The sequence below is a fragment of the Dietzia maris genome (assembly GCF_014144855.1).
Lineage (GTDB): Bacteria > Actinomycetota > Actinomycetes > Mycobacteriales > Mycobacteriaceae > Dietzia > Dietzia kunjamensis.
Map to the genome: position 1 here is coordinate 22,399 of NZ_JAALDN010000086.1, position 21,876 is coordinate 44,274.

Below are 21,876 nucleotides of genomic sequence, written 5' to 3' on the forward strand. Positions count from 1 at the left end.
TCCCCCTGCGTACGGTGGGAGCATCTGTTCGTCACCGGGAAGGACTCCACGCGTGGGACTGGCCAACCGCTTCTGGAAGCTCATGGGCTCCACCCAGGGACGCGACACCTCGCGCGCGCAGAGCGCGGTCGAGATGTCGCACGGGTTCGACGAGTGGGCGGCAGGACTGGACGACGACGAGTTCGCGGACGCCGCGCACGGGCTGCAGCTCTTCGGTGATCCGCCCGAGGATCTCGCCCGGTTCCTCGCGTTGGCGAGGGAGTCCGCCACCCGGACCGTCGGTCTGAGGCCGTTCGGCGTCCAGCTCCAGGGAGCGTTGCGGATGTTCGCCGGCGATGTCGTCGAGATGGCGACCGGCGAGGGCAAGACACTCTCGGGGGCGGTGGCCGCCGCCGGCTACGCCCTCCAGGGCCACACGGTGCACGTCATCTCGGTCAACGACTATCTCGCCGCCCGGGACGCGCGCTGGATGGGGCCGATGTTCGAAATGCTCGGGCTCTCGGTCGGCCACGTGACGGAGTCCTCGACGCGCGACGAGCGACGTATCGCCTATTCCTGCGATGTCACGTACGGCTCGGTCTCCGAGATCGGGTTCGACGTCCTCCGCGAACAGTTGGTGACCGACCCCGCGGATCTCATCGCCCCGACCACCGACGTGGCCCTGGTGGACGAGGCCGATTCGGTGTTGGTGGACGAGGCGCTCGTGCCGCTGGTCCTGGCCGGCTCGACCTCCGGGGAGGCGCCGACAGGTGAGGTCCTGGCCGCGGTGCGCAAGCTGCGACCGGGTCGGCACTACGAGACCGACGCCGACCGCCGCAACATCTTCCTCACCGACGACGGCGCCGAGGCCATCGAGACCGAGCTCGGCATCCCCGACCTCTACGACGCCGACCACGTCGGTACGACCCTGGTCCAGGTCAACGTCGCGCTCCACGCGTGCTTCCTGCTGCGTAGGGACGTGGACTACATCGTCCGCGACGGACGGGTGCAGCTCGTCAACGCGTCCCGCGGACGGGTGGCCGAGCTCCAGCGGTGGCCGGACGGGCTCCAGGCCGCCGTGGAGGCCAAGGAGGGCGTCGCGGTGTCCGAGGCGGGGCAGATCCTGGACAGCATCACGGTCCAGGCGTTCATCGGCCGGTACGACAAGGTATGCGGGATGACCGGCACCGCGCTGGCGGCGGGTGCCCAGTTGCGCGAGTTCTACTCCCTGGGCGTGTCCCGGATCGACCCCAACGCCCCGAACATCCGGTTCGACGAGGCCGACCGCACCTACATCGACACCGACAGCAAGACCCGCGCGCTGGTCGAACACATCGCTGCTGTCCACGCCACCGGTCAGCCGGTCCTGGTGGGCACCCACGACGTGGCCGAGTCCGAGGAACTGGCCGCACGGCTCGCCGAGAAGGGGGTCGAGTGCTCGGTCCTCAACGCCAAGAACGACGAGGAGGAGGCGGCCATCGTCGCCGAGGCCGGTGACGTCGGCAACGTCACCGTCTCCACCCAGATGGCCGGGCGCGGGACGGACATCCGCCTCGGCGGTTCCGACGAGGCCCGACGCGACGAGGTCGTGGAACTCGGCGGTCTCCACGTGGTGGGTACCGGACGGCACCGGACCGAGCGGCTCGACAACCAGCTCAGGGGACGGGCGGGGCGTCAGGGCGACCCGGGCAGCTCGGTGTTCTTCGCCGCCATGGACGACCCCGTGGTGACCTCGGCGCTCGAACCCGAAAAGATCCCGACCAGCCACGACAGGATGTCCGGGTTGCTCAAGGGCAATCGCGGGCGCGACGCCGTCGATCACGCCCAGCGGGTGACCGAGGGGCAGATGCTGGAGATCCACGCCAACACCTGGCGCTACAGTCGTCTCCTCGCCGAGCAGCGCGACATCCTCGCCGAGCGACGTGCCGCGCTGCTCCGCACGGACAAGGCGTTCGAGGAACTCACGGCACATGATCCCGAACGGAGTGCCCGACTGGTGGAGGCGCACGGCCGCGACGCCGTGGTGCAGGGATGCCGCGAGATCATGCTGTGGCATCTCGACCGTGGTTGGGCGCGACATCTCGAGACGATGAACGACGTCCGCGAATCGATCCACCTCCGCGCGCTGGGACGCGAGAACCCCCTCGACGAGTTCCACCGGATCGCGATCGACCACTTCCGCGATCTCGCCTCCGACGCGGTCCGCAAGTCCGAGGCCACGTTCGCCGAGATCGAGTTCACCGCCTCCGGGGTGGACCTCGAGGCCAATTCCATGGCACGGCCCACCTCGACCTGGACCTACATGGTCCACGACAACCCGATGGCGGCCGGCGGGAACGTCTTCTCCGGGATGATGTCGACGTTCCGATGAGTGCGGCGCGTGACGGTCGACGGGAGACCGACCTCCGGGAATGGCGGACCGGCGAGGGCAAGGTCCTCGGGGCCAGGATCCCCCCGCCGCGGGACGGCCACCTGTCCGCGGCGGTCCCGCCCGGCCTGGGGCCCGATACGCCCGCGAGGGTTCCGGAGGTCAGCGACCGGTTCTGGACGTTGCCCAACGCGATCTCCCTGGGGCGCATCGCCCTGATCCCGGTCCTCGTGCTGAGCATCCTGGCGTGGGATGACCCACCCCTGGCGTTGTGGCTCCTCGGGGTGCTGGTGGTGTCGGACTGGCTCGACGGCAAGATCGCCCGCCTGTGGAACATGCGCTCCACCTGGGGCGAGCGTCTGGACCCGATCGCCGACAGGATCCTCGTCGCCGCCGTCCCCGTCTCCTTCGCCGTGGCGGGATACATCCCGGTGTGGATCGTGGTGGTGCTGATCGCGCGTGATCTCCTACTGACGGCCACGCTCCCGGTCTATCGCCGGCGCGGGCTGGACCCCGAGGTCACCTATCTGGGCAAGGCGGCGACCTTCGCCCTGTTCTGGTCGCTCCCACTGCTGCTGACCGGCCACGCCGGAGTACCGGGAGGCCAGGCCTTCGAACTCGTGGGGGAGGCGTGCCTGTACTGGGGTGTCGGCCTGTACGCCTGGAGTGGGGGCATCTACGTCTGGCAGGCGTCGAGGATCGCGCGGGCGGTTCGCCCGCGCGGGGTCCGATCGGCTGATGTGGGGGCGCCCGACGGTGTGTAATGTCGCCAGATGGAATTCGAAGTGAGCCACTCGAGAAGGGCGCGTCAGTGAGCGATCAGAACATCCCCGACCAGCTCCGGTACACCGATGAGCACGAGTGGGTGGAGCGGGTGTCGGACACCCGCGTGCGCATCGGAATCACCGAGTACGCGCAGTCCAAGTTGGGCGACATCGTGTTCGTCCAACTCCCGGACGTCGGTGGGGAGACCGAGTCGGGTGAGCCCTTCGGTGAGGTCGAGTCGCCGAAGAGCGTGTCCGACCTCTACGCGCCACTGAGCGGCAAGGTCGTCGAGGTCAACACCGCCCTCGAGACGTCTCCCGAACTGGTCAACTCGGATCCGTACGGTGAGGGGTGGATCGTCGTCCTCGAGATCGCCGATGTGGACGACCTGGAGTCCCAGCTCGAGCAGACCCTCGATTCGGACGGGTACGCCAAGATCACCGAGGGCTGAGCGGGTAGTCGCCGCCCCCGGGCCCCGCGACCGGGGACTCCGACATAGAATCAACAGCACCGCACGGTGAGCCCCCGCTGGGCTCGGACGAGGAGATACGAACGTGACCGAGAACAAGAACATGCCCGAGGCGACCGCCGAGACCACCTCGGTGTTCCGTGCCGAGCTCCTCAACGAATCCGACCAGCAGGCGGCCCAGTCCGACTCCGCCGTCACCGGTGTCGAGGGGCTCCCCGAGGGGCAGGCGCTGCTCGTGGTCAAGCGTGGCCCCAACGCGGGGTCGAGGTTCCTGCTCGACCAGGCCACCACGTCCGCGGGACGGCACCCGGACAGCGACATCTTCCTCGACGACGTGACGGTGAGCCGGCGGCACGCCGAGTTCCGGAGCGAGAGCGAGACCTTCACCGTCGTCGACGTGGGGTCGCTGAACGGTACCTACGTCAATCGTGAGCCCGTGGACTCGGCGTCGCTGTCCAACGGCGACGAGGTCCAGATCGGCAAGTTCCGTCTCGTCTTCCTGACGGGTACGCCCGGGCAGTGACCGCCGCCGGACAGGGCGCCCCGAGGGAGGAGTACCTCTCCATCGGGGGCGTCATCGCACTTCTGAGTCCGGAGTTCCCGGACCTGACGGTGTCGAAGGTCCGGTTCCTCGAGAACGAGGGGCTGGTCACCCCTGAGCGCACGGCGAGCGGATACCGGCGGTTCAGCGTCGAGGACCGCGAGCGCCTGCGGTACGTACTGACCGCCCAGCGCGATCGGTACCTGCCGCTCAAGGTGATCCGGCAGGAACTCGACGCACTGGACGCCGGCATCGCCGACGGGTCGACCACCGCGCTGCGGCCCCGGTCGGGTGAGGACGGCGTCCCCGGCTCCGCCCCGGACGATTTCCGGAGCGACACCCTGAAGAGGCTCACCCGCGAGAACGTGGTCGAGCAGTCCGGGGTGGACGCCGCACTGGTCGACGCCTTGATCGACGCCGGCCTGATCGCGGCGGGGCCCGGCGGCTTCTTCGACCCGGAAGCGGTCCTGGTGGCGCGGACCGCGCACGATCTGGCCGGGCACGGGGTGGACGTGCGCCACCTCAGGGGTTTCCGCACGGCGGCGGATCGGCAGACCGGCTTGATCACCCAGATCGCCGGCCCGGTGGCCCGCCAGGGCGATGCCGATGCCCGTGACCGGGCCGCGGAGTTGGCGCGGGAGATCGCGGCACTGTCGGTGTCGCTCCATTCGACCCTGGTGACCGTCGCCGTGAGGCACGCCCTCGAGTCCTGACAGGGACAGCGCCCGCTCGCGGTGAACCGGATCGGGGCTACGCTTGAGACGTGGGAGAGGCGGAGAACATGGGAAAGAACATGCGCGAGGTCGACATCGTCGGCGTCCGTTTCGAGGAGCCGGAGTACGCACCCGTACTGATCCTGCACGAGAAGGACGGTGGCCGGTACGTACCGATCTGGATCGGGGCGGCCGAAGCCGCGGCGATCAGCCTCCAACAGCAGGGGGTGCGGCCGAGCAGGCCGCTGACCCACGACCTCGTGGCCGCGCTACTGGACACCTTCTCGCATCCGCTGGAGCAGGTGGAGATCATCGGAGTGTCCGAGGGGACGTTCTTCGCGGAGTTGGTCTTCGGCGACACGAGGGTGTCCGCGCGCCCGTCCGACGCGGTGGCGGTTGCACTGCGGACCTCCTCGCCGGTACTCGTGAGCCGGGAGGTGCTCGACGAGGTGGGGATCTCCCTCGTGGAGCAGGGCGAGGAAGAGGTCGAAGCCTTCCGGGAGTTCCTCGATCAGGTGAACCCTGACGATTTTCTCGGCGGACCGGAGGCGCCCAGAGAACCGGGCGGGTCATCGTCCTGACGCCTGCGACCTGCGAGTTTGGCATTCACAGTGGCCACACCGATACCAGTTCGCAGGTCAGGACAGACTCTAAACTTCAACTTGAGGTTGAGGTTTACCGCGTGTCCTATTGATCAGGGCCCCCGGCGGGCATAGCGTTGCCCTCAGTGAACTACACCGATGGTGTTCACGCGTCCAGGATCCGGGCCTCGTCGCCCGGTACCGTGTCGTCACGATCGTGGCGACACCCGCAGCTTGAGGGAGCAATCGTGGCCGACCACACCCGGGTCTCGGAGCCGTCCGTCGCCGATACGAACACGGAGAGTCTCTTCGGGGACCGAGGAGAGGGCACCCAGGCTTCCTTCGACGAGGTGCAGCCCGGGTTGTTCCCCGATGACGGGATCCCGGACGGCACGAGCGGGTACCGGGTCCCGATCGCATGCCAGATCGCCGGGATCACCTACCGGCAGCTCGATTACTGGGCACGCACCGACCTCGTGGTGCCGTCGATCCGCAATGCGGCCGGCTCGGGTAGCCAGCGCCTGTACTCGTTCAAGGACATCCTCGTCCTGAAGATCGTCAAGCAGCTGCTCGACACCGGCATCTCGCTGCAGAACATCCGCAAGGCCGTGGACCAGATCCGTTCACGTGGTGTGGAGGATCTGGCGACCATCACCCTGTTCTCCGACGGCCGCACCGTGTTCGAGTGCACCTCCAAGGAGGAGGTGTTCGACCTGCTGCAGGGCGGGCAGGGTGTCTTCGGGATCGGGATCGGGGGAGCGATGCGTGAGCTCGCCGGCTCGATCGCCGAGTTCCCCGCCGAGACGGTGTCGGAGGAGGACATCCTGACGCCGGTGGAGGACGAACTGGCGGCCCGTCGGCGCGCACGCGCCTCACGCCGCACGGGCTGATCGGCTCGGGTGGTCTAGACTCGGCCGTGCGTTCACGCGACTCACGGGAGAGCTCCGCGGCCTACGGGCCGTGGGCGCCGAAGGAGCAACTCCTCTCCGAGAATCTCTCAGGCACCCGGACCGTGTAGTCGCCTAACGCCTCTGGAGAGCGGTGGAACAGACCACCCGCCCACGGGGAAAGCCGGGCTCGCCTCGCGAGTCCGGTGAATCTCTCAGGCGCCGGCACCCGTCCGGCAGGGGACAGAGCGGAGAGGGTAGCACCGGCCCGCAGGCCGCCTGTCCGGGCGGCCCCGCCACCTGAGGAGCACCTGTGACGACGACCCCCGACATCTCCCGGACCGGAGGCGAGTTCGTCGCCCGCCACCTGGGTCCCGACGCCCACGGCCTGGAACGCATCCTGGACACCATCGGGGTGAGCTCGCTGGACGAGCTCGCCGAGCGGTCCGTCCCGTCGGTCATCCTCGACGAGGTGGGCGCGGACGGGCGTGCTGAGGGGATCGACGCGCTACCGGAGCCGCTGTCGGAGGCGGACACCCTCGCCGCGCTCCGTGAACTCGCGAACCGCAACACCGTCGCCGTGTCGATGATCGGCCAGGGGTACTACGACACGCTCACCCCGCCGGTGCTCATCCGCAACATCATCGAGAGTCCGGCGTGGTACACGGGCTACACCCCCTACCAGCCGGAGATCAGCCAGGGCCGTCTCGAGGCGCTCCTGAATTTCCAGACGATGGTCTCCGACCTGACCGGTATGGACATGGCGAACGCCTCCATGCTGGACGAGGGCACAGCCGCGGCCGAGGCCATGACGATGCTGCGACGGGCCAACCGCTCCTCCAAGAGCCCCCGCTTCGCCGTCGACGTCGACATCTTCCCCCAGACCGCGGCGATCCTCGCCACCCGCGCCGAGCCCCTGGGCATCGAGATCGTCACCGCGAACCTGGTGGACGACGGCCTGCCCGAGGGAGAGTTCTTCGGGGCGCTCGTGCAGACCCCCGGCGCGTCCGGTCGTGTCGCCGACGTGTCCGGGCTCATCGAGCAGTGCCACGAGCGGGGCGCCATGGTCGCCGCGGGTGTCGACCTGCTGGCGGCGACGGTCCTGACCCCCGCGGGGGAGAAGGGCGCGGACGCGTGCTTCGGCACCACCCAGCGCTTCGGGGTCCCGATGGGCTTCGGCGGGCCGCACGCCGGTTTCCTCGCGTGCCGCAGCGCGCACGCCCGCAACCTGCCGGGTCGTCTGGTCGGGGTGTCGACAGACGCCGACGGACGGGTCGCGTACCGTCTCGCCCTCCAGACCCGTGAGCAGCACATCCGTCGTGAGAAGGCGACGTCCAACATCTGCACCGCCCAGGTCCTCCTGGCGGTCCTGGCCGCGATGTATGCGTCCTATCACGGCGCCGACGGTCTCTCGGCGATCGCCCGCCGGGTGCACGCCCACGCCGATGCTCTCGCCCGGGGACTGCGCTCGGCCGGGGTCGAGGTGGTCCACGACGCGTTCTTCGACACGGTCCTGACCCGTGTACCGGGACGCGCTGATGAGGTACTGGCCGCCGCCGCCGAGCGTGGGGTCAATCTGTGGAAGGTCGACGACGACTCCGTGTCGATCGCGTGTGACGAGGCCACCACCGCCGAGCACGTCGGGGTCGTGCTCGAGGCATTCGGCGCAGGTGCCGTCGGGGCCGTCGAGATCTCGGTGGATCCGGGCCACGGGGATCGCACGAGCGAGTTCCTCCAGCACGAGGCGTTCGTGCGGTACCGGACCGAGACCGCGATGCTGAGATACCTGCGAGCGCTCTCGGACAAGGACATGGCGCTGGACCGGACCATGATCCCACTGGGCTCGTGCACGATGAAGCTCAACGCCACCACCGAGATGGAGCCCATCACGTGGCCGGAGTTCAACCGACTCCACCCGTTCGCCCCGGCGGACCAGAGCGCCGGACTCCGCGAACTCGTCGCGGATGTCGAGCAGTGGCTCGTCGACATCACCGGGTACGCGGCGGTCAGTCTGCAGCCCAACGCCGGTAGCCAGGGCGAGTACGCCGGACTCCTCGCGATCCGCGGTTACCACCGATCGCGCGGGGAGGAGGACCGGACGGTCTGCCTCATCCCGTCGTCCGCGCACGGCACCAATGCCGCCTCCGCGGTCATGGCCGGGATGAAGGTCGTCGTGGTGGCGTGCCGTGAGAACGGCGACGTCGACGTGGACGACCTGCGCGCGAAGGTGGACAAGTACGGCGCCGAACTGTCGGCGATCATGATCACCTACCCGTCCACACACGGCGTGTACGAGCACGACATCGAGCAGATCTGCGCGATCGTCCACGATGCCGGGGGTCAGGTCTACATCGACGGGGCCAACCTCAACGCGCTGGTCGGGGTCGCGCGCCCGGGCCGGTTCGGGGGCGACGTGAGCCACCTCAACCTGCACAAGACCTTCTGTATCCCCCACGGTGGCGGTGGACCGGGCGTCGGCCCCGTCGCGGTGGCCGAGCACCTGCGCGATTTCCTGCCCGGGCATCCCCACGAGGACGGCCTGGGCGCGGGTGGCGTGGTCTCCTCGGCCGCGTTCGGCTCCGCGTCGATCCTGCCCATCACGTGGGCGTACGTGCGGATGATGGGGGCCGACGGACTGCGCCGGGCCACGCTCACCGCCATCGCCAGCGCGAACTATCTGGCCCGGCGTATCGGGGAGCACTTCCCGGTGCTGTACTCCGGTGACGGCGGGTGGGTCGCCCACGAGTGCATCCTCGACCTGCGCCCGCTCATCGACTCGGTCGGCATCTCGATCGACGACGTCGCGAAGCGTCTCGCCGACTACGGCTTCCACGCGCCCACCATGAGCTTCCCGGTGCCCAACACGCTCATGGTCGAGCCGACCGAGAGCGAGGACCTGTCCGAACTGGACGCGTTCTGTGATGCGATGGCGGCCATACGCTCCGAGATCGACCGCGTCTCCGACGGTGAGTGGACCGTGGACGACAACCCGCTCAGGGGCGCGCCCCACACGGCCGAGAGCGTGTCCGCCGACGAGTGGACGCACGCCTACCCGCGCAGCGTCGCGGGGTACCCCCTGGGGTCGACCTGGCGCCCGAAGGTGTGGCCGGCCGTCCGCCGGATCGACGGGGCCTACGGCGACCGCAACCTGGTCTGCTCGTGCCCGCCGTTGGACGCGTTCGCACAGGACTGAACCGGCGCCGGGGTCCGGTGTTGTCGTACCCGCATGACACGGTACGGGGCATGACGACGACCGGACCCCACCCGATCCCCGCACTCCCCGCGGCCTGCCGCGAGTGGTGCCGCGCGCAGCCTCCCGCGCTGCTGGTCGCCGACGAGTACGTCGGGATCGATCTGGACCTGTGGAACCTGCGCCTCGCAGAGAAGGGCGTCGACCTCCGCCTGGTCGCCGGTGGCCTCGACGGCGGGCGGGTCGAGTCCGGGTCCGGGTACCTCCGCAGGAGCGACCTGTGGGCGGCGGGTCGGCGCGCCCGGGGCAGTCTCGAGGAATCCGTGGTGGCGCTCTACATGTGCGCCGCCTGGCTGTCCGGCCACCCGTCGCGATCGGGGGTGCGGCGCGGGCTGCCGGACTTCCGGGTAGCCGAGCGGGACCGGCACGGTCGGGTATCGGTCTCCTCCCACGGATACCCACTCGTGCTGCACGAGGTGGTGGACTGGCTCGACGCGCCGGTTGAGGCGATGAACCTCCTGCGGCACGGAGCTCCCGCCGGCAGAGCGGGGCGCGGCGTTCCGGACCTGGGGTATCCCCTGGCATCGCTGTACCTGTCGTCGTTGGGCATGGCCTGGTCGGCGCCGCATATCGTGCCGGTCGATCCGGCGGGGATCGGCACCCTGATCCACGCCGGCTGGACCGAGATCGACTCGGCCGCCCGGCTGACCCCCCGGCGCTACCAGCGATACCTGGACGTGGTCGCCGCGTGGGTGCGCGAGGCGGCCGTCGACCCGCTGGTTATCGAGATGTGGCTCGTCCGGGAGTGGCACGACCGGCGGGCGCCGGCCGGCTGCTCGAGCGCGTCCGCCCGGACGCATCGGGGAACCCGCCCGCGCTGACCCGGTGGCGCGCTAGGGTCCGCTCCATGGAACCCCGGAGAACGACCGTGGACGTCCCGGCAGGCACCCTCGACGTCCTGGTGTGGGAGCCGGACGGCCACGCGGCCGACACTGCACCGGTGCGGACGGTGTTGGCCCTGCACGGCTTCCCCGAGTCGGCGTGGGAATGGGAACGCGTCGCCGCGGACCTGGTGACTCAGGGGGTCCGGGTGGTGGCCCCCATGCAGCGTGGATACTCGCCCGGAGCGCGTCCGCACGATGTGGCGGACTATGCCATCGAGCACCTGTCGGCTGACGCCCTCGCCGTGGCGGACGGTCTGGGGCTCGAGCGTGTCCACGTGGTGGGTCATGACTGGGGGGCGTCCGTGGCATGGTGGTTGGCCGCCCACCATCCGGATCGGGTCGCCAGCCTCACGGCCATCTCGATCCCGCATCTCGCGGCGTTCTCCGACGCGATCGGGACGGATCCCGATCAGCAGGCCCGGTCGGCGTACTTCGGATTGTTCCGACAGGAGGGCAAGGCCGAGGACGTGCTCCTCGAGGGAGATGCCCACCGACTGCGCGCCATGTTCGGCGGGCAGGTACCGCCGGATCTGGTGGACCGGCATCTCGAGGTGCTCGGGGAGCGCTCGGCCCTGACCGCAGCCCTGCACTGGTACCGCGCGATGCGGCGGTATGACCTCCCCGACGTCACCGTCCCCACCACCTTCCTGTGGGGCGGGCAGGATCCCGCGGTCGCGCGCAGCGGGGCCGACGCGACGGCGGAGCGGGTGACGGCCGAGTACCGTTTCGTCCCGCTCGATGACCTCGGCCACTGGATACCGGAACAGGACCCCCGCGTTGGTGGCACGCGAGGTCCTGGCCCGGATCGCCTGACCGCCCCGAGGCGTGTCAGTCCTGCCGCAACTCCCGCTTGAGGAGCTTTCCGGACTGGTTGCGGGGCAGTTCATCGACGAACACCACCCGCTTGGGCACCTTGAACGGGGCGAGGTGCTCGCGCGTGCCCGCGACGATCTCGTCCTCCGTGGCGTGAGCTCCGTCCTTGAGGACGACGACCGCGGTCACCGCCTCGATCCACTTGGGATCCGGGGTGCCGATCACGGCGACCTCGGCGACCCGCTCGTCCCGGTACACGGCGTCCTCCACCTCGCGGGAGGCCACCAGGACACCGCCGGTGTTGATGACGTCCTTGATCCGGTCGACCACCTCGACGAACCCCTCCGGGTCACGCACCACGAGGTCCCCGGAGTGGAACCACCCGTCGCGGAACGCCTCCTGCGTGGCCTCGGGCTTGTTCCAGTACCCCTGGCACAGTTGCGGGGAGCGGTAGACGATCTCACCCTGCTCGCCGGCCGCGACCTCCGCGCCGCTCTCGTCGACGACGCGCGCCTCGACGAAGAAGACGGGACGGCCGGCACTGGCCGGGCGTGCATCGTGCTCCTCGGGACGCAGGACGCACGCCAGCGGCCCGATCTCGGACTGCCCGAAGCAGTTGTAGAACCCGAGCTCGGGGTACTTGTCGCGCAGGCGCTGCAGCACGGTGACCGGCATGATCGACGCGCCGTACTGGGCCTTGCGCAGGCTCGACAGGTCACGCGTGTCGAGGTCGGGGTGGGAGGCCAGCGGAACCCAGACCGTCGGTGCGAGGAACAGCGACCCGATCCCGTCCTCCTCGACGCGCCGGAGGATCTCCGGGATGTCGGGCGCGGCCATCAGGTGCACCGTCGCCCCCAGCGAGAGGTACGGCATCGCGAACACGTGCATGGCCGCGGAGTGGTACAGCGGCATCGTCACCAGTGGTGCGTCATCCGCGGCGAGGTCGAGGGAGAGGATGCAGCTGACGTACTCGTGCGCCAGTGCCGCGTGCGTCATCATCGCGCCCTTGGGCCGCGAGGTGGTGCCCGAGGTGTACAGGAGCTGCGCGAGGTCGCTCCCGGATGCGGGGGAGTCGACGGGCCGGGCCTCGCCCCGATCCACTGCCGCGCCCAGCAGCGTGCCGTCGGCGGGGTCCCCGGCGGCGGGTTGCAGCGCGAGCGTCTGCAGCGACGGCAGGGTCTGGACGACGGTCTCGAGGGTCGGCGCCTGTGCGGGGTCGACCAGCACGAGTGAGGCGCCGGAATCCGTCAGGAGGTACTCGAGCTCTCCGCCCGTCAGGGCGTAGTTCACCGGGACGTGGGTGTACCCCGCCCGTGAGGTCGCGAGGAAGCCGATGAGGTAGGCGTCCGAATTGACCCCGTAGGCGGCGATCCGCGCACCGTCGTCGAGCCCCCGAGCGGCGAGCAGGGAGGCGACCCGGTCGACCGCGGTGTCGAGTTCGGCGTAGGTCCAGCGACGGTCGGCGAAGGTCAGGGCGACCCGGTCGGGGAACCGGGAGGCGGACCGTCGCAGGATCGCGTCGACGGTCCCGGCGCCGGCGGACGAGAGGGGGGACAGAGGGGTCGTTGTCATGGTCCGACTCTATAGCGGACGGTGACGTCGTACCCCGGGTGGTCAGTCGCCGGACCGGAGGAGGTCCAGGACGGCCCGGGGGATCTCCCCGGTGGCCTCGCGCGGGGTCCACGGTTCACTCGGGACCCACTGGGATCCGCATCCGCGGCACGCGAACAGCGGCTCTCCCCGGCGTTCGACCGGGGTCTCGTTCCAATTGCACAGGTCGCGGCAGGAGCGCACGCGCAGGGGTGCGAGGTCGGGGTCCGGGCGGCGTCGCGTGAGCGAGCGGAGGGAAGCGAAACCAGTCATGTCACCAGCGAGGATAGACCGCCGGGAAGGCCGGGGGTAGGCGGGCGGCGTCCGGTGGCGGGGCTGGGCGGGTCGGTGGCCGCCCGGTGCGGCGGCGGTAGCCTGAGGGGATCGGATCGCAGGGGGAACGGAGTGGACCGATGAGCGCATGCCCGTGTGGCAGTGGGGACGGGTTCGGGACGTGCTGCGGTCCGATCGTCGAGGACGGCCTACCCGCGCGCACGGCCGAGCGGCTGATGCGGTCGCGGTACACGGCGTTCGTGCTGGGGCACACGGACCATCTCTGGCGCACGTGGCATCCCCGGACCAGGCCGCCGACGGTCGAGGCCTCCGAGGTGGAGTGGACCGGGCTCACCGTCGTGGAGGTGGTCGCCGGAGGTGAGGGCGACGACGACGGGGTGGTCGAGTTCGAAGCGCGGTACACCGGCCCGGAGGGCCCGACCGTGATGTGGGAACGGTCGCTGTTCGAGCGCAGGGGCGGGCGCTGGACGTACCTGACGGGATCGGATCCCGCGGGCGACTAGGACCGGGCGGGGTCGTCCGGCTGGCGGGTCACGATGAACGAACCGATCGTGCCGGGGGTGGTCACATCGATCCGGCCGATCCTGACACCGCGGGGCACCGTCCAGGCCACCATTCCCCGGATCTCCTCGCCGGGGGTGGCCAGGACCGAGGGGACCAGCGGGTCGTCGACGATTCCCGTGGGGTTCTGGATCCGCTCGAAGGGTCGTCCCGAGGGGTCGAAGGCGGAGAAGTCGGCCGGACCCAACTCGGGCTGCCCGGACGACTGCACGGCACGGACATCCACCACCAGCACGGCGTCCGAGTACGCGGAGGACTGCTCGATCCGCAGGTTCGACACGGTGACGGTGGCGTCCCACAGATCGCCCGAGACGGGGAACGGGCGGTCGAACTGCTGGGATGAGGGCAGCGGGCCGCTGGGCTCGGCGGTGGGGACGGGCACGGCGCGTTCGTCGTCGTCGCCGAGGAGCGACGGAGAGCAGGCACTGGTCAACACGGTCGCCGCCGTGACCACGGCGGCGAGGGCGGCGCGACGCATAGGGGCGCTCCTGTGGCGGGATCGTGCGCCGGGCCGGTCCCGGCAGTCCCTGATCCTACGGCCCGTCGGGGTCGGGGTCATCGGAGGCTCGCAGGTCCCGCGAGTGTTTGCCCGCGACCCGGCGTACGAGGTCCGGGTAGACGTCATCGAGCTCCGCGGAGATCTCGGCCAGCTGGATCTTGAAGTTGACCGGCACGAACACCCGGTCGACGAACTCCGACTCGGCGGTGATCGCCTTGCCGTCGAAGACGTACCGGCACCACAAGGAGTCGCGGTTGAGGATCGCGACCTCGGTCTCCGCGGCGGCCGCGTCCTCCACCGCCGACACCAGCGGACTGCGGAACACGATGAGCGGCAGGGAACGGTGCGCGCGCACGAAGAGCAGGACGCACCCGGCGGGGACGGTGAAGACATCGTGCTCGTCGGCCCGGACGCGCCGCCGGTAGACCTCGGTGAGGGCGGCTTCCACCGCCCGGGTCGCCTGGTCCGGATCGGTGATCGGCTGCGGGCGGAAGTCGTCCTCGCCGCCCGCGGGGCTCCCGGCGTCGGACGGGTCCCCGTCCGGAGCCCCGGGCTCGACCGGACGCGCGCCGACGAGGTCATCCGGATCGGAGTCGGTGACATCGTGCAGGAACACCGGGTGTCGGATCCCGAACACCTGTTCCAGGGTCCCGGCGACGAGGTGGGACAGCTCGCGGGCCCGGTCCGTCGTCAGGCTGACACGGGGGCCGGCGGCGGGATCCGGTTCACGACCCGTGTCGGCGGCCTGCCATCCGAGGGCCGAGAGCTGCGCCAGTTGCGCGGGGCGCAGGGGGGTGGGGGTGTCCTCGGAACCGCCGCCGGAGACCTCGGCGTCGACCCGCCCGGAGGCGACGGCGGTGAACCGGATGTACGGCGTGTGCGCGGAGGGCGCACCGAGGACGGGTACCGCCAGGTCGAAGATCGCGCCGGGGACCAGGTCGCGCAGGAGATCGGCCAGGTGGGAGGCGAAACGGTCCCACCCGGCCGCGATCGACGCGTCCACGTCGAACTCGAATGCCGGCATGCAAGGCAGTCAACCACCGAGCCACCGTCTCCGTGAGCGGTTCGACAGGGTCCGGCGCACGGGTCCCGGCGCGCGCCGATCAGTTCCCGGTCGGCGGATGCCCTGCCTGATAGTCCGACCAGTACTCGTCGGAGCCGTCGAACCCGACCCTGATGCCGCCGCGGTGCTCGATGATCTCCGGTTGGATCGGCGCGATGGTCCGGGACGCGGCCAGTGCGGAGTCGACGTCCGCGAACTCGGCGAGGTGGCGTAGCTGGGTCCAGGTGGGCGGCAGCAGCATCGAGTGGCCGGTACGGAAGTCCGCCAGCAGGTCCACGGGGCGGGCCCACATGGTCAGGTCCACCTCGGTGGTCAGGTCGTCCGGCTCCTGCCCGCCCGGCAGTGCGGCGAGGAAGAACCGGGTGTCGTACCGGCGCTTCTCGACCTCGGGAGTGATCCAGTGGTCGAACGGACGGAGACGGCCGGCGGCCAGCGAGAGCTCCTCCCGCTCCAGGAAGCCGCTGAACGACAATTCGTGGGCTTCGAGCTCGGCCCGGGCCGAGTGGTACCTGCCGGCATCCGAGACCGCGGCTCCGTCGAGGTGATCCGCCAACAGGACACCGCACTCCTCGAACGTCTCCCGGGCGGCGGCGCAGACCAGCCGGCGGGCCCGCGGCTCGTCGCACCCGAGGCGCTCGGCCCACCAGGTGGGGGCCGGGCCCGTCCACGCGAGGTCGGGGTCGTCGTCGGCGGCGTCCACCCCTCCACCCGGGAAGACGGTCATCCCACCGGCGAACGCCATACCCTTGACGCGGCGGGCGACGAACACCTCCGGGCCGGCGGTGGAATCGCGGATCACCATCACGGTGGAGGCGTCCTTGACGGGGCGGGCGGTGCTCTGGTCAACCTCGGTCATGCTGTCAGTCTCGCCCGACGCGGTGGCGCGCCGCACACCGGGGTGGGTGTGGTCGGTCGGAACCCGTGGCGGCCGGAGGCAGGACGCCGTAGAGCACGTGGCGGACCTGCTCGGTGACAGTCCCGCGGCTGTCGCTGACGGGGGAGCGCTCCACCCCGCACCGCACGATGGTCATGTAGAGCACGTCGAACACGGTCTGGGCCGGACCGGCGAGGTCGTCCGCGGTCGCGGAGGTGCCCGAGTGACCTGCGAGGACGCCGGCGATGAGGTCGCGAAGCTCTCCGAGGATGCGTTGCGCCTCCGCGCGGTGCGGCCCGGGCTCCCCGAACAGCGTCTCGCGGTGGTACGCCGCGATGTTCTCCGGCTGCCTGTCGAGCGCCACCAGGAGAGGTTCGCACAGGGTGACGAGATCGTTCACCGGGTCGCCGGTGGCCGGGACGGTCTCGACCATCGCGCGGAACTCGTCGTTGGCGACCATGCACAACAGTTCGCCCTTGGACTGCGCGTACCGGAACAGCGTCCCCGTCCCGACCTCGGCCAGATCGGCGACCTCCTGGGTGGTCACCGAGGAGTAGCCGCGACGGGTGAACAGGTCGCGGGCGGCCGCGTGGATGCGCCGCTGCTTGTCGGCCTTGTTCAACTCCCGGCGGCCGGGTTCGCGGGTGGGGGTCACGAGAACCACTCGGTCGGCGGGCCGGCCATCAGCAACAGCGAGAACACGATCGCCACCACGACGAGCGTCGCCACCAACGCGAGGGCGGGCGACCGCACCGCGAAGGCCAGAACGCGCTCCGGGAGCGTACGCGGGGCGTCGCCCTCCGGGCCGACCCGCCACGGGCCGTCGAGCAGTCCACGACGCTCCACCGACCGCTCGAACGGGACGGTCGCATAGGGGATCACGGCGGAGGCCAGACCGAGGACACCGGTCCCTGCGGTCCACCGCTTGTCGGTCCATACCGCGACGGTGGCCACCGCGTAGCAGAGGAACACGAACCCGTGGACGCTGCCGCCGACCATGGTCGCCCAGTCGAATCCCAAGCCGTACTTGCCGATCATGCCCAGGATCAGGAGCGTCCAGGTGACCACCTCCGCGAGCGCGAGTCTCTTGTACAGGATGCGGGGGGTCACAACTGTCCTCCATCGATCGGGTCGGGGTTCGTCGCACATGCTACGGACCCGGGCCGCGCGGGTAGGTTCCAGGTCGGGGGCGGGTTCACCCGTGGAGGGCGAGTGAGGCGAAACGCACCTCGCCCGCCTCGTCGCAGGCCGCCAGGTCCACCACACCCTCGATCGCCCAACCGTGGTCGCCCTCCGGGTCGTCGAGCACCTGCCGGACCCGCCACGTATTGGTCTCCACGCCGGGGCCCGACTCGGTGACCGTGAACAGCGCCGGGCCACGGGCCGCCGGACCGGTTCCGATGGCGTCGTACTCGTCCCAGTAGGCGTCGATCTCCGAGTCCCAGTCGGGGTGGTCGGGCACGTCGGCGTCAAGTTCCGCCAACCGCTCGATGTCGTCGCGCGAGAGCAGTTCGACGCGGCGGAACATCGCGTTGCGCACCATCACGCGGAACGCGCGCCTGTTCGCGGTGACGGGCCTGGTGTTCCCGGCGGACTCACCGAACGCGAGCTCCGCGACCTGGGCGGACGACACATCCGGGTCGGTGAGGAGCTCCCACTCGTCCAGCAGGCTCGAGTCCACCTGTCGGACCAGTTCGCCCAGCCACTCGACCAGGTCCTCGAACTCCTCGGAGCGTCGGTCGGCGGGGACGGTCTGGCGCAGTGCCCGGTAGGCGTCGGTGAGGTAGCGCAGGACGGCTCCCTCGGAGCGGCCGAGCCCGTAGGCCGAGACGAGGTCCGAGAACGTCATGCCCCGTTCGACCATCTCCCGGATGACCGATTTCGGTGACGGTTCGATCCCGGCGACCCACGGATGCCCTGCGCGGTAGGCGTCGTAGGCGTCGGCGATGAGGTCCCCGAGCGGCTTGGGCCACGAGATGTCCTCGACCAACTCCATGCGCTCGGAGTACTCGACCCCGTCGGCCTTGAGCGCCCCGATCGCCTCCCCACGGGCCTGGCGCTGCTGGGCGTACAGGATCGGCCGGGGATCGTCGAGCACGGCCTCGATCACCGAGACCAGGTCCAGCTCGGGGGTGGGGGACTCCGGGTCGAGCACCTCCATCGCAGCGATCGCGAACGGCGCCAGCGGCTGGTTCAGCGCGAAATCCCGTTGGAGGTCCACCGTCAGCCGGACGTGCCGCCCGTCGCCGTCGGGCTCCGGGAGCCGTTCCACGATCCCGGCGGCCTCCAGTCCGCGGAACAGCTCGATCGCGCGGAGCACGTGCCGACGTACCCGCGCGCGGGTCTCGTGCGAGGACAACAGCAGGTGCCGCATGTGGTCGTAGCAACTGCCGGGTCGGGAGATGATGTTGAGCAGCATCGAGTTGCTCACCTCGAAGCGACTGGTCAGTTGCTCCGGCTGCGCGCCGACGAGCTTGTCGAAGGTCGACCGGGACCAGTTGACGAACCCCTCGGGGGGCTTCTTCTTGCCCGCCTTGGCCTTCTTCTTGGGGTTGGCGGCGGCCTTCGCGGCGGCCTTGGCGTTCTCGATCTCGTGCTCGGGGGCGAGCACCACCACGAACCCCTCGGTGTCGAACCCGGCCCGACCGGCACGGCCCGCGATCTGGTGGAACTCGCGGGCCTTGAGGACCCGCTGACGACGGCCGTCGAACTTGGTCAGGCCGGTGAACAGCACGGTCCGGATGGGCACGTTGATCCCGACGCCGAGGGTGTCCGTACCGCAGATGACGGTGAGCAGGCCGTCCTGCGCCAGCCGCTCCACCAGCCGCCGGTATTTGGGGAGCATGCCCGCGTGGTGGACGCCGATCCCGTGGAGCAGGAGTTTGCGCAGGGTGCGGCCGAACGCGGTGCTGAACCGGAACCCGCCGATCTCCTCGGAGACCGCGGCCTTGCGCTCCTTGGTCGCCACCGAGAGCGAGGTCAACGCCTGGGCCTGTTCGAGTGCGGCGGCCTGGGTGAAGTGGACGATGTAGACGGGGGCCTTGCCGTCACGGAGGAGCAGTTCCACCGTCTCGTGGACGCCGCTGAGCTCGTACTCGAACGACAGGGGGACGGGGCGTTCGGTGCCGCCGATGTGCACGCACTCCCGACCCGTGCGCCGACGCAGGTCCTCCCGCAACCAGTCGACGTCCCCGAGGGTCGCGGACATGAGCAGAAACTGCGTGTCGGGCAGTTCGATGAGCGGCACCTGCCAGGCCCACCCGCGGTCCGGCTCGGAGTAGTAGTGGAACTCGTCCATCACCACCTGGCCGATGTCGGCGGCCGACCCCTCTCGCAGGGCGATGTTGGCGACGATCTCGGCGGTGGCGCAGACGATGGGGGCGTCGGCGTTGACCGAGGCGTCGCCGGTGAGCATGCCCACGTTCTCGGCGCCGAAGACCTCGCACAGGGCGAAGAACTTCTCGCTGACGAGCGCCTTGATGGGGGCGGTGTAGTAGCTGCGGACACCTCGTGCCATCGCCGAGAAGTGGGCCCCCAGTGCCACGAGGGACTTGCCGGAGCCTGTGGGGGTGGCCAGGATCACGTGGCTGCCGGCGGCGATCTCGAGGACGGCTTCCTCCTGCGCCGGGTACGGCGTCAGCCCCCGGTCGGCGGCCCACGCCACGAACGCGTCGAACACCGCCTCGTCGTGCAGGTCGGCGGGGACGTCGTCGAGGTCGGCGAGGAGGTGGGGCAGATGCACCGGTCCGAGCCTAGTCGCCGGGGTCGGTCAGCCGTTCATCTCCGGGCCCCGGCCCGACCCGTCGTCCTCGGCCTGCTGGGCCAGGAACCGCTCGAACTCGGCACCGATCTCGTCGCCGGAGGGCAACGGCTTGCCGCCGGGGTTGAGTGAATCGGAGCCCAGCCGCGTCTCCATGAACTGGTCGTACTGCTTCTCCATGAGCTCGACGGCGGTGAGGACCTCGTGGTTGTTCTCGATCTGCGCGTTGACCTGCGCGGTGAACTCCTCGGCGGCCTTCTCCAGTCCGGTGGTCGGCAGCTCGAGGTCCGCGAGCCGCGAGACGTTGTCGACGAGGTTGAGCACCGCCGCGGGGTACGCGGTCTGGGACAGGTACTGGGGGACGTGCACGGTGAAGCCCGCGGACGGGATCCCGTGCTCGGCCATCCGCAGCTCGAGCAGTGAGGTCACGTTGCCGGGCACGGAGAACTCGCCGGGCCAGGCGGTGAACCCCTGGATGAGGTCCACATCACTGGCGTGGGCGCTGGAGTTGGTCGGCCGGGTGTGCGGCACGCCCAGCGGCATTGCCCCGAGTCCGATCGACATGCGGACGCCGAAGGTGGCGGCCAGATCGATCACGGAGTTGGTGAAACCGTCCCACTTCAGGTCGGGTTCGAGGCCCGAGAGCAACAGGAACGACGTGCCGTCGGTGGCCTTGACGGCGTGCAGTTGGATCGTCGGCTGGTCGTACTCGGAGAACCGATCGAACGAGTATTTCAGGTGGGGGCGGCGGGACCGGTAGTCCACCAGCTCGTCGACGTCGAACTCGACGATCAGCTGCGAGTCCAGGGTTTCGCGGAGGTGTTCGGCCACGCCCTGGATCGCCTGGCCGGCATCCGAGAACCCCTCGAGTCCGTGCACGAGGACCGGCCCGCGGCCGTCCTCAGAACGCAGGTCGGGAACGGGTTCGATCATTCGGTACAGATCGCTGTGCCTGGCCATGTCGACTCCTCTCGTCACCACACCCCGTCCGTCGGGAGTACGGGGTCGCCCGGTCGTCCATCCGGGACGGGGTTCACAACTGTGACAACGACACCGCGCCCGGGTTGATTCCCCGGTGGCGGTGCCCCTGCCGTTCCCCACAGGTCGTCCCCCTCTCCACAGGCGGGGCGCGACAGGACGCCCGCAGGCCTCCGGTGGCCGACCACGTGCCCGATGGTGAGACCGGTGCACGGCACCTGCGGGCCGGGACCCGGGCGGGGCCCAGGACGCGCGAGACAGGAGACGGATGAGGGCGATGACGACCGGCGAGATGATCGACGATGACGGGGCGGACGGACGGGCGACGGTGGTGATCTCCTCGCCGGAGGAGTTGATCGCCTCCATACCGGCGATGCTCGGGTTCCCACCGGGCCGGGGGTCGGTGGTGGTGCTGTGCGGCGAGACGGCCGACGGCGGGCAGGGGCCGGTGGTCCGTATGGATGTCGACGGGTTGCTGGGGGCGGGACGGGGCGACCCCGATGACGACGAGTTGCTCGACGGTGACGACGACGTGGACGGTTATCACGACGGCGGTCCCGACGACGCTTCCGTGGGGCGCTCGAACCCGGCTGTCGATCCCGGTCCCGCGCGCGGGTTGGCGCAGTTCTGCGCGCGGGAGGGGATCGGGTCGGTGCATCTGGTCGTGGTGCACGAGGACTGCGTGGAGGACTACCACGCGGGCTTGCGGGCGGAGGACGCCGCATCGGCGTTCGAGTACTGGCTGGGTGTCGCGGGCACAGAGGTCGCGGCGGCCTACGGCGTCGGCGAGTTCGCCGAGGGCGCACCGTGGGTGGACCTGTTCGGGATGGTCCGTGGGGTCCAACTCGATCCCGACTCGACGCAGATCGCCGCGGTCCACGCGTACGGTGGCCGGGTCCGGTCCGGCTCGCGGGACGAGATAGACCGGATGTACCTCGTGCGGGACGCGGACGCCTGCGACGAGGATCCCCACGAGTCGGGGCCGCCGCGGGTGGACGGGGCCCGTC

The 21,876-nt window shown here is 70.2% G+C and carries 21 protein-coding genes and 1 riboswitch; of the genes, 12 read left to right on the forward strand and 9 right to left on the reverse strand.

The features are described from left to right. The first annotated feature begins 52 nt into the window (after window positions 1–52). The 10 genes from secA2 to G6024_RS03420 all read left to right on the forward strand — a co-directional run bounded on the left by secA2 (window position 53) and on the right by G6024_RS03420 (window position 11,291). Window positions 53–2,350, forward strand: coding sequence for an accessory Sec system translocase SecA2 (gene secA2, locus G6024_RS03375; protein ID WP_159148019.1), 2,298 nt, complete (start codon window positions 53–55; stop codon window positions 2,348–2,350). After that, complete coding sequence (locus tag G6024_RS03380) at window positions 2,347–3,111, forward strand: CDP-alcohol phosphatidyltransferase family protein (RefSeq protein ID WP_082923877.1); 765 nt, start codon at window positions 2,347–2,349, stop codon at window positions 3,109–3,111. The genes secA2 and G6024_RS03380 overlap by 4 nt, the downstream gene beginning before the upstream one ends. A gap of 47 nt (window positions 3,112–3,158) precedes the next feature. Beyond that, the gene (gene gcvH / locus G6024_RS03385; protein ID WP_067715784.1) at window positions 3,159–3,563 is read left to right on the forward strand and encodes a glycine cleavage system protein GcvH; all 405 of its coding nucleotides are present in this window, start codon (window positions 3,159–3,161) and stop codon (window positions 3,561–3,563) included. A 121-nt stretch (window positions 3,564–3,684) separates the two neighbouring features. Next, window positions 3,685–4,104 carry an oxoglutarate dehydrogenase inhibitor Odhl gene (gene odhI / locus G6024_RS03390; protein WP_172812138.1) on the forward strand — a complete coding sequence of 140 codons (420 nt, stop codon included), beginning with the start codon at window positions 3,685–3,687 and terminating at the stop codon, window positions 4,102–4,104. Beyond that, window positions 4,101–4,835 (forward strand): transcriptional regulator FtsR, encoded by a 735-nt coding sequence (gene ftsR, locus G6024_RS03395; protein WP_067715790.1) that lies wholly within the window; start codon window positions 4,101–4,103, stop codon window positions 4,833–4,835. Before odhI ends, ftsR begins: the two co-directional genes overlap by 4 nt. A gap of 80 nt (window positions 4,836–4,915) precedes the next feature. Next, window positions 4,916–5,416: a bifunctional nuclease family protein gene (locus tag G6024_RS03400; RefSeq protein WP_096907250.1), complete on the forward strand. Its 501-nt coding sequence runs from the start codon at window positions 4,916–4,918 to the stop codon at window positions 5,414–5,416. A gap of 350 nt (window positions 5,417–5,766) precedes the next feature. Then, a complete protein-coding gene (locus G6024_RS03405) occupies window positions 5,767–6,306 on the forward strand; it encodes a MerR family transcriptional regulator (protein ID WP_235027748.1) in 540 nt (179 codons plus the stop codon). Between the two features lie 34 nt (window positions 6,307–6,340). Then, a riboswitch (glycine riboswitch) is annotated at window positions 6,341–6,439 on the forward strand. Between the two features lie 177 nt (window positions 6,440–6,616). Then, window positions 6,617–9,496 carry an aminomethyl-transferring glycine dehydrogenase gene (gcvP, locus tag G6024_RS03410; RefSeq protein ID WP_172812136.1) on the forward strand — a complete coding sequence of 960 codons (2,880 nt, stop codon included), beginning with the start codon at window positions 6,617–6,619 and terminating at the stop codon, window positions 9,494–9,496. A gap of 50 nt (window positions 9,497–9,546) precedes the next feature. Next, complete coding sequence (locus G6024_RS03415; protein ID WP_067715796.1) at window positions 9,547–10,374, forward strand: 8-oxoguanine DNA glycosylase OGG fold protein; 828 nt, start codon at window positions 9,547–9,549, stop codon at window positions 10,372–10,374. A 26-nt stretch (window positions 10,375–10,400) separates the two neighbouring features. Next, window positions 10,401–11,291, forward strand: coding sequence for an alpha/beta fold hydrolase (locus tag G6024_RS03420; protein ID WP_082923882.1), 891 nt, complete (start codon window positions 10,401–10,403; stop codon window positions 11,289–11,291). On the opposite strand, the gene G6024_RS03425 is transcribed toward G6024_RS03420, so the two are convergent. Together G6024_RS03425 and G6024_RS03430 are read right to left on the reverse strand one after the other, a co-directional pair. Beyond that, window positions 11,266–12,822, reverse strand: coding sequence for a fatty acyl-CoA synthetase (locus G6024_RS03425; protein WP_067715801.1), 1,557 nt, complete (start codon window positions 12,820–12,822; stop codon window positions 11,266–11,268). The genes G6024_RS03420 and G6024_RS03425 overlap by 26 nt on opposite strands. A gap of 42 nt (window positions 12,823–12,864) precedes the next feature. After that, on the reverse strand, window positions 12,865–13,113 hold the full coding sequence (locus tag G6024_RS03430) for a hypothetical protein (RefSeq protein ID WP_120283106.1): 249 nt from the start codon (window positions 13,111–13,113) through the stop codon (window positions 12,865–12,867). Window positions 13,114–13,253: 140 nt separating this feature from the next. Between G6024_RS03430 and G6024_RS03435 the strand changes: the two genes are divergently transcribed. Then, window positions 13,254–13,637, forward strand: coding sequence for a YchJ family protein (locus G6024_RS03435; RefSeq protein WP_159148021.1), 384 nt, complete (start codon window positions 13,254–13,256; stop codon window positions 13,635–13,637). Here G6024_RS03435 and G6024_RS03440 read toward each other — a convergent pair. The 7 genes from G6024_RS03440 to G6024_RS03470 form a co-directional block, all read right to left on the reverse strand. Further along, a complete protein-coding gene (locus G6024_RS03440) occupies window positions 13,634–14,173 on the reverse strand; it encodes a hypothetical protein (protein ID WP_159148023.1) in 540 nt (179 codons plus the stop codon). The genes G6024_RS03435 and G6024_RS03440 overlap by 4 nt on opposite strands. Before the next feature lie 55 nt (window positions 14,174–14,228). Further along, window positions 14,229–15,218 (reverse strand): TY-Chap domain-containing protein, encoded by a 990-nt coding sequence (locus G6024_RS03445; protein WP_159148025.1) that lies wholly within the window; start codon window positions 15,216–15,218, stop codon window positions 14,229–14,231. Window positions 15,219–15,297: 79 nt separating this feature from the next. Next, complete coding sequence (locus G6024_RS03450) at window positions 15,298–16,113, reverse strand: NUDIX hydrolase (protein WP_067715878.1); 816 nt, start codon at window positions 16,111–16,113, stop codon at window positions 15,298–15,300. Window positions 16,114–16,117: 4 nt separating this feature from the next. Then, window positions 16,118–16,786 carry a TetR/AcrR family transcriptional regulator gene (locus G6024_RS03455; protein WP_083249828.1) on the reverse strand — a complete coding sequence of 223 codons (669 nt, stop codon included), beginning with the start codon at window positions 16,784–16,786 and terminating at the stop codon, window positions 16,118–16,120. Further along, a complete protein-coding gene (locus tag G6024_RS03460; RefSeq protein ID WP_096905531.1) occupies window positions 16,783–17,241 on the reverse strand; it encodes a DUF3817 domain-containing protein in 459 nt (152 codons plus the stop codon). Before G6024_RS03460 ends, G6024_RS03455 begins: the two co-directional genes overlap by 4 nt. 85 nt (window positions 17,242–17,326) lie before the next feature. Continuing rightward, window positions 17,327–19,873, reverse strand: a complete 2,547-nt coding sequence (locus tag G6024_RS03465; RefSeq protein WP_159148027.1) for a DEAD/DEAH box helicase — start codon at window positions 19,871–19,873, stop codon at window positions 17,327–17,329. A 27-nt stretch (window positions 19,874–19,900) separates the two neighbouring features. Further along, entirely contained in the window at window positions 19,901–20,851 is a 951-nt protein-coding gene (locus G6024_RS03470; protein ID WP_069390205.1) for a proteasome assembly chaperone family protein, read from the reverse strand. A gap of 286 nt (window positions 20,852–21,137) precedes the next feature. Between G6024_RS03470 and G6024_RS03475 the strand changes: the two genes are divergently transcribed. Then, window positions 21,138–21,876: DUF4192 family protein (locus G6024_RS03475; RefSeq protein ID WP_235027744.1), on the forward strand; the 739-nt coding region annotated here is incomplete at its 3' end.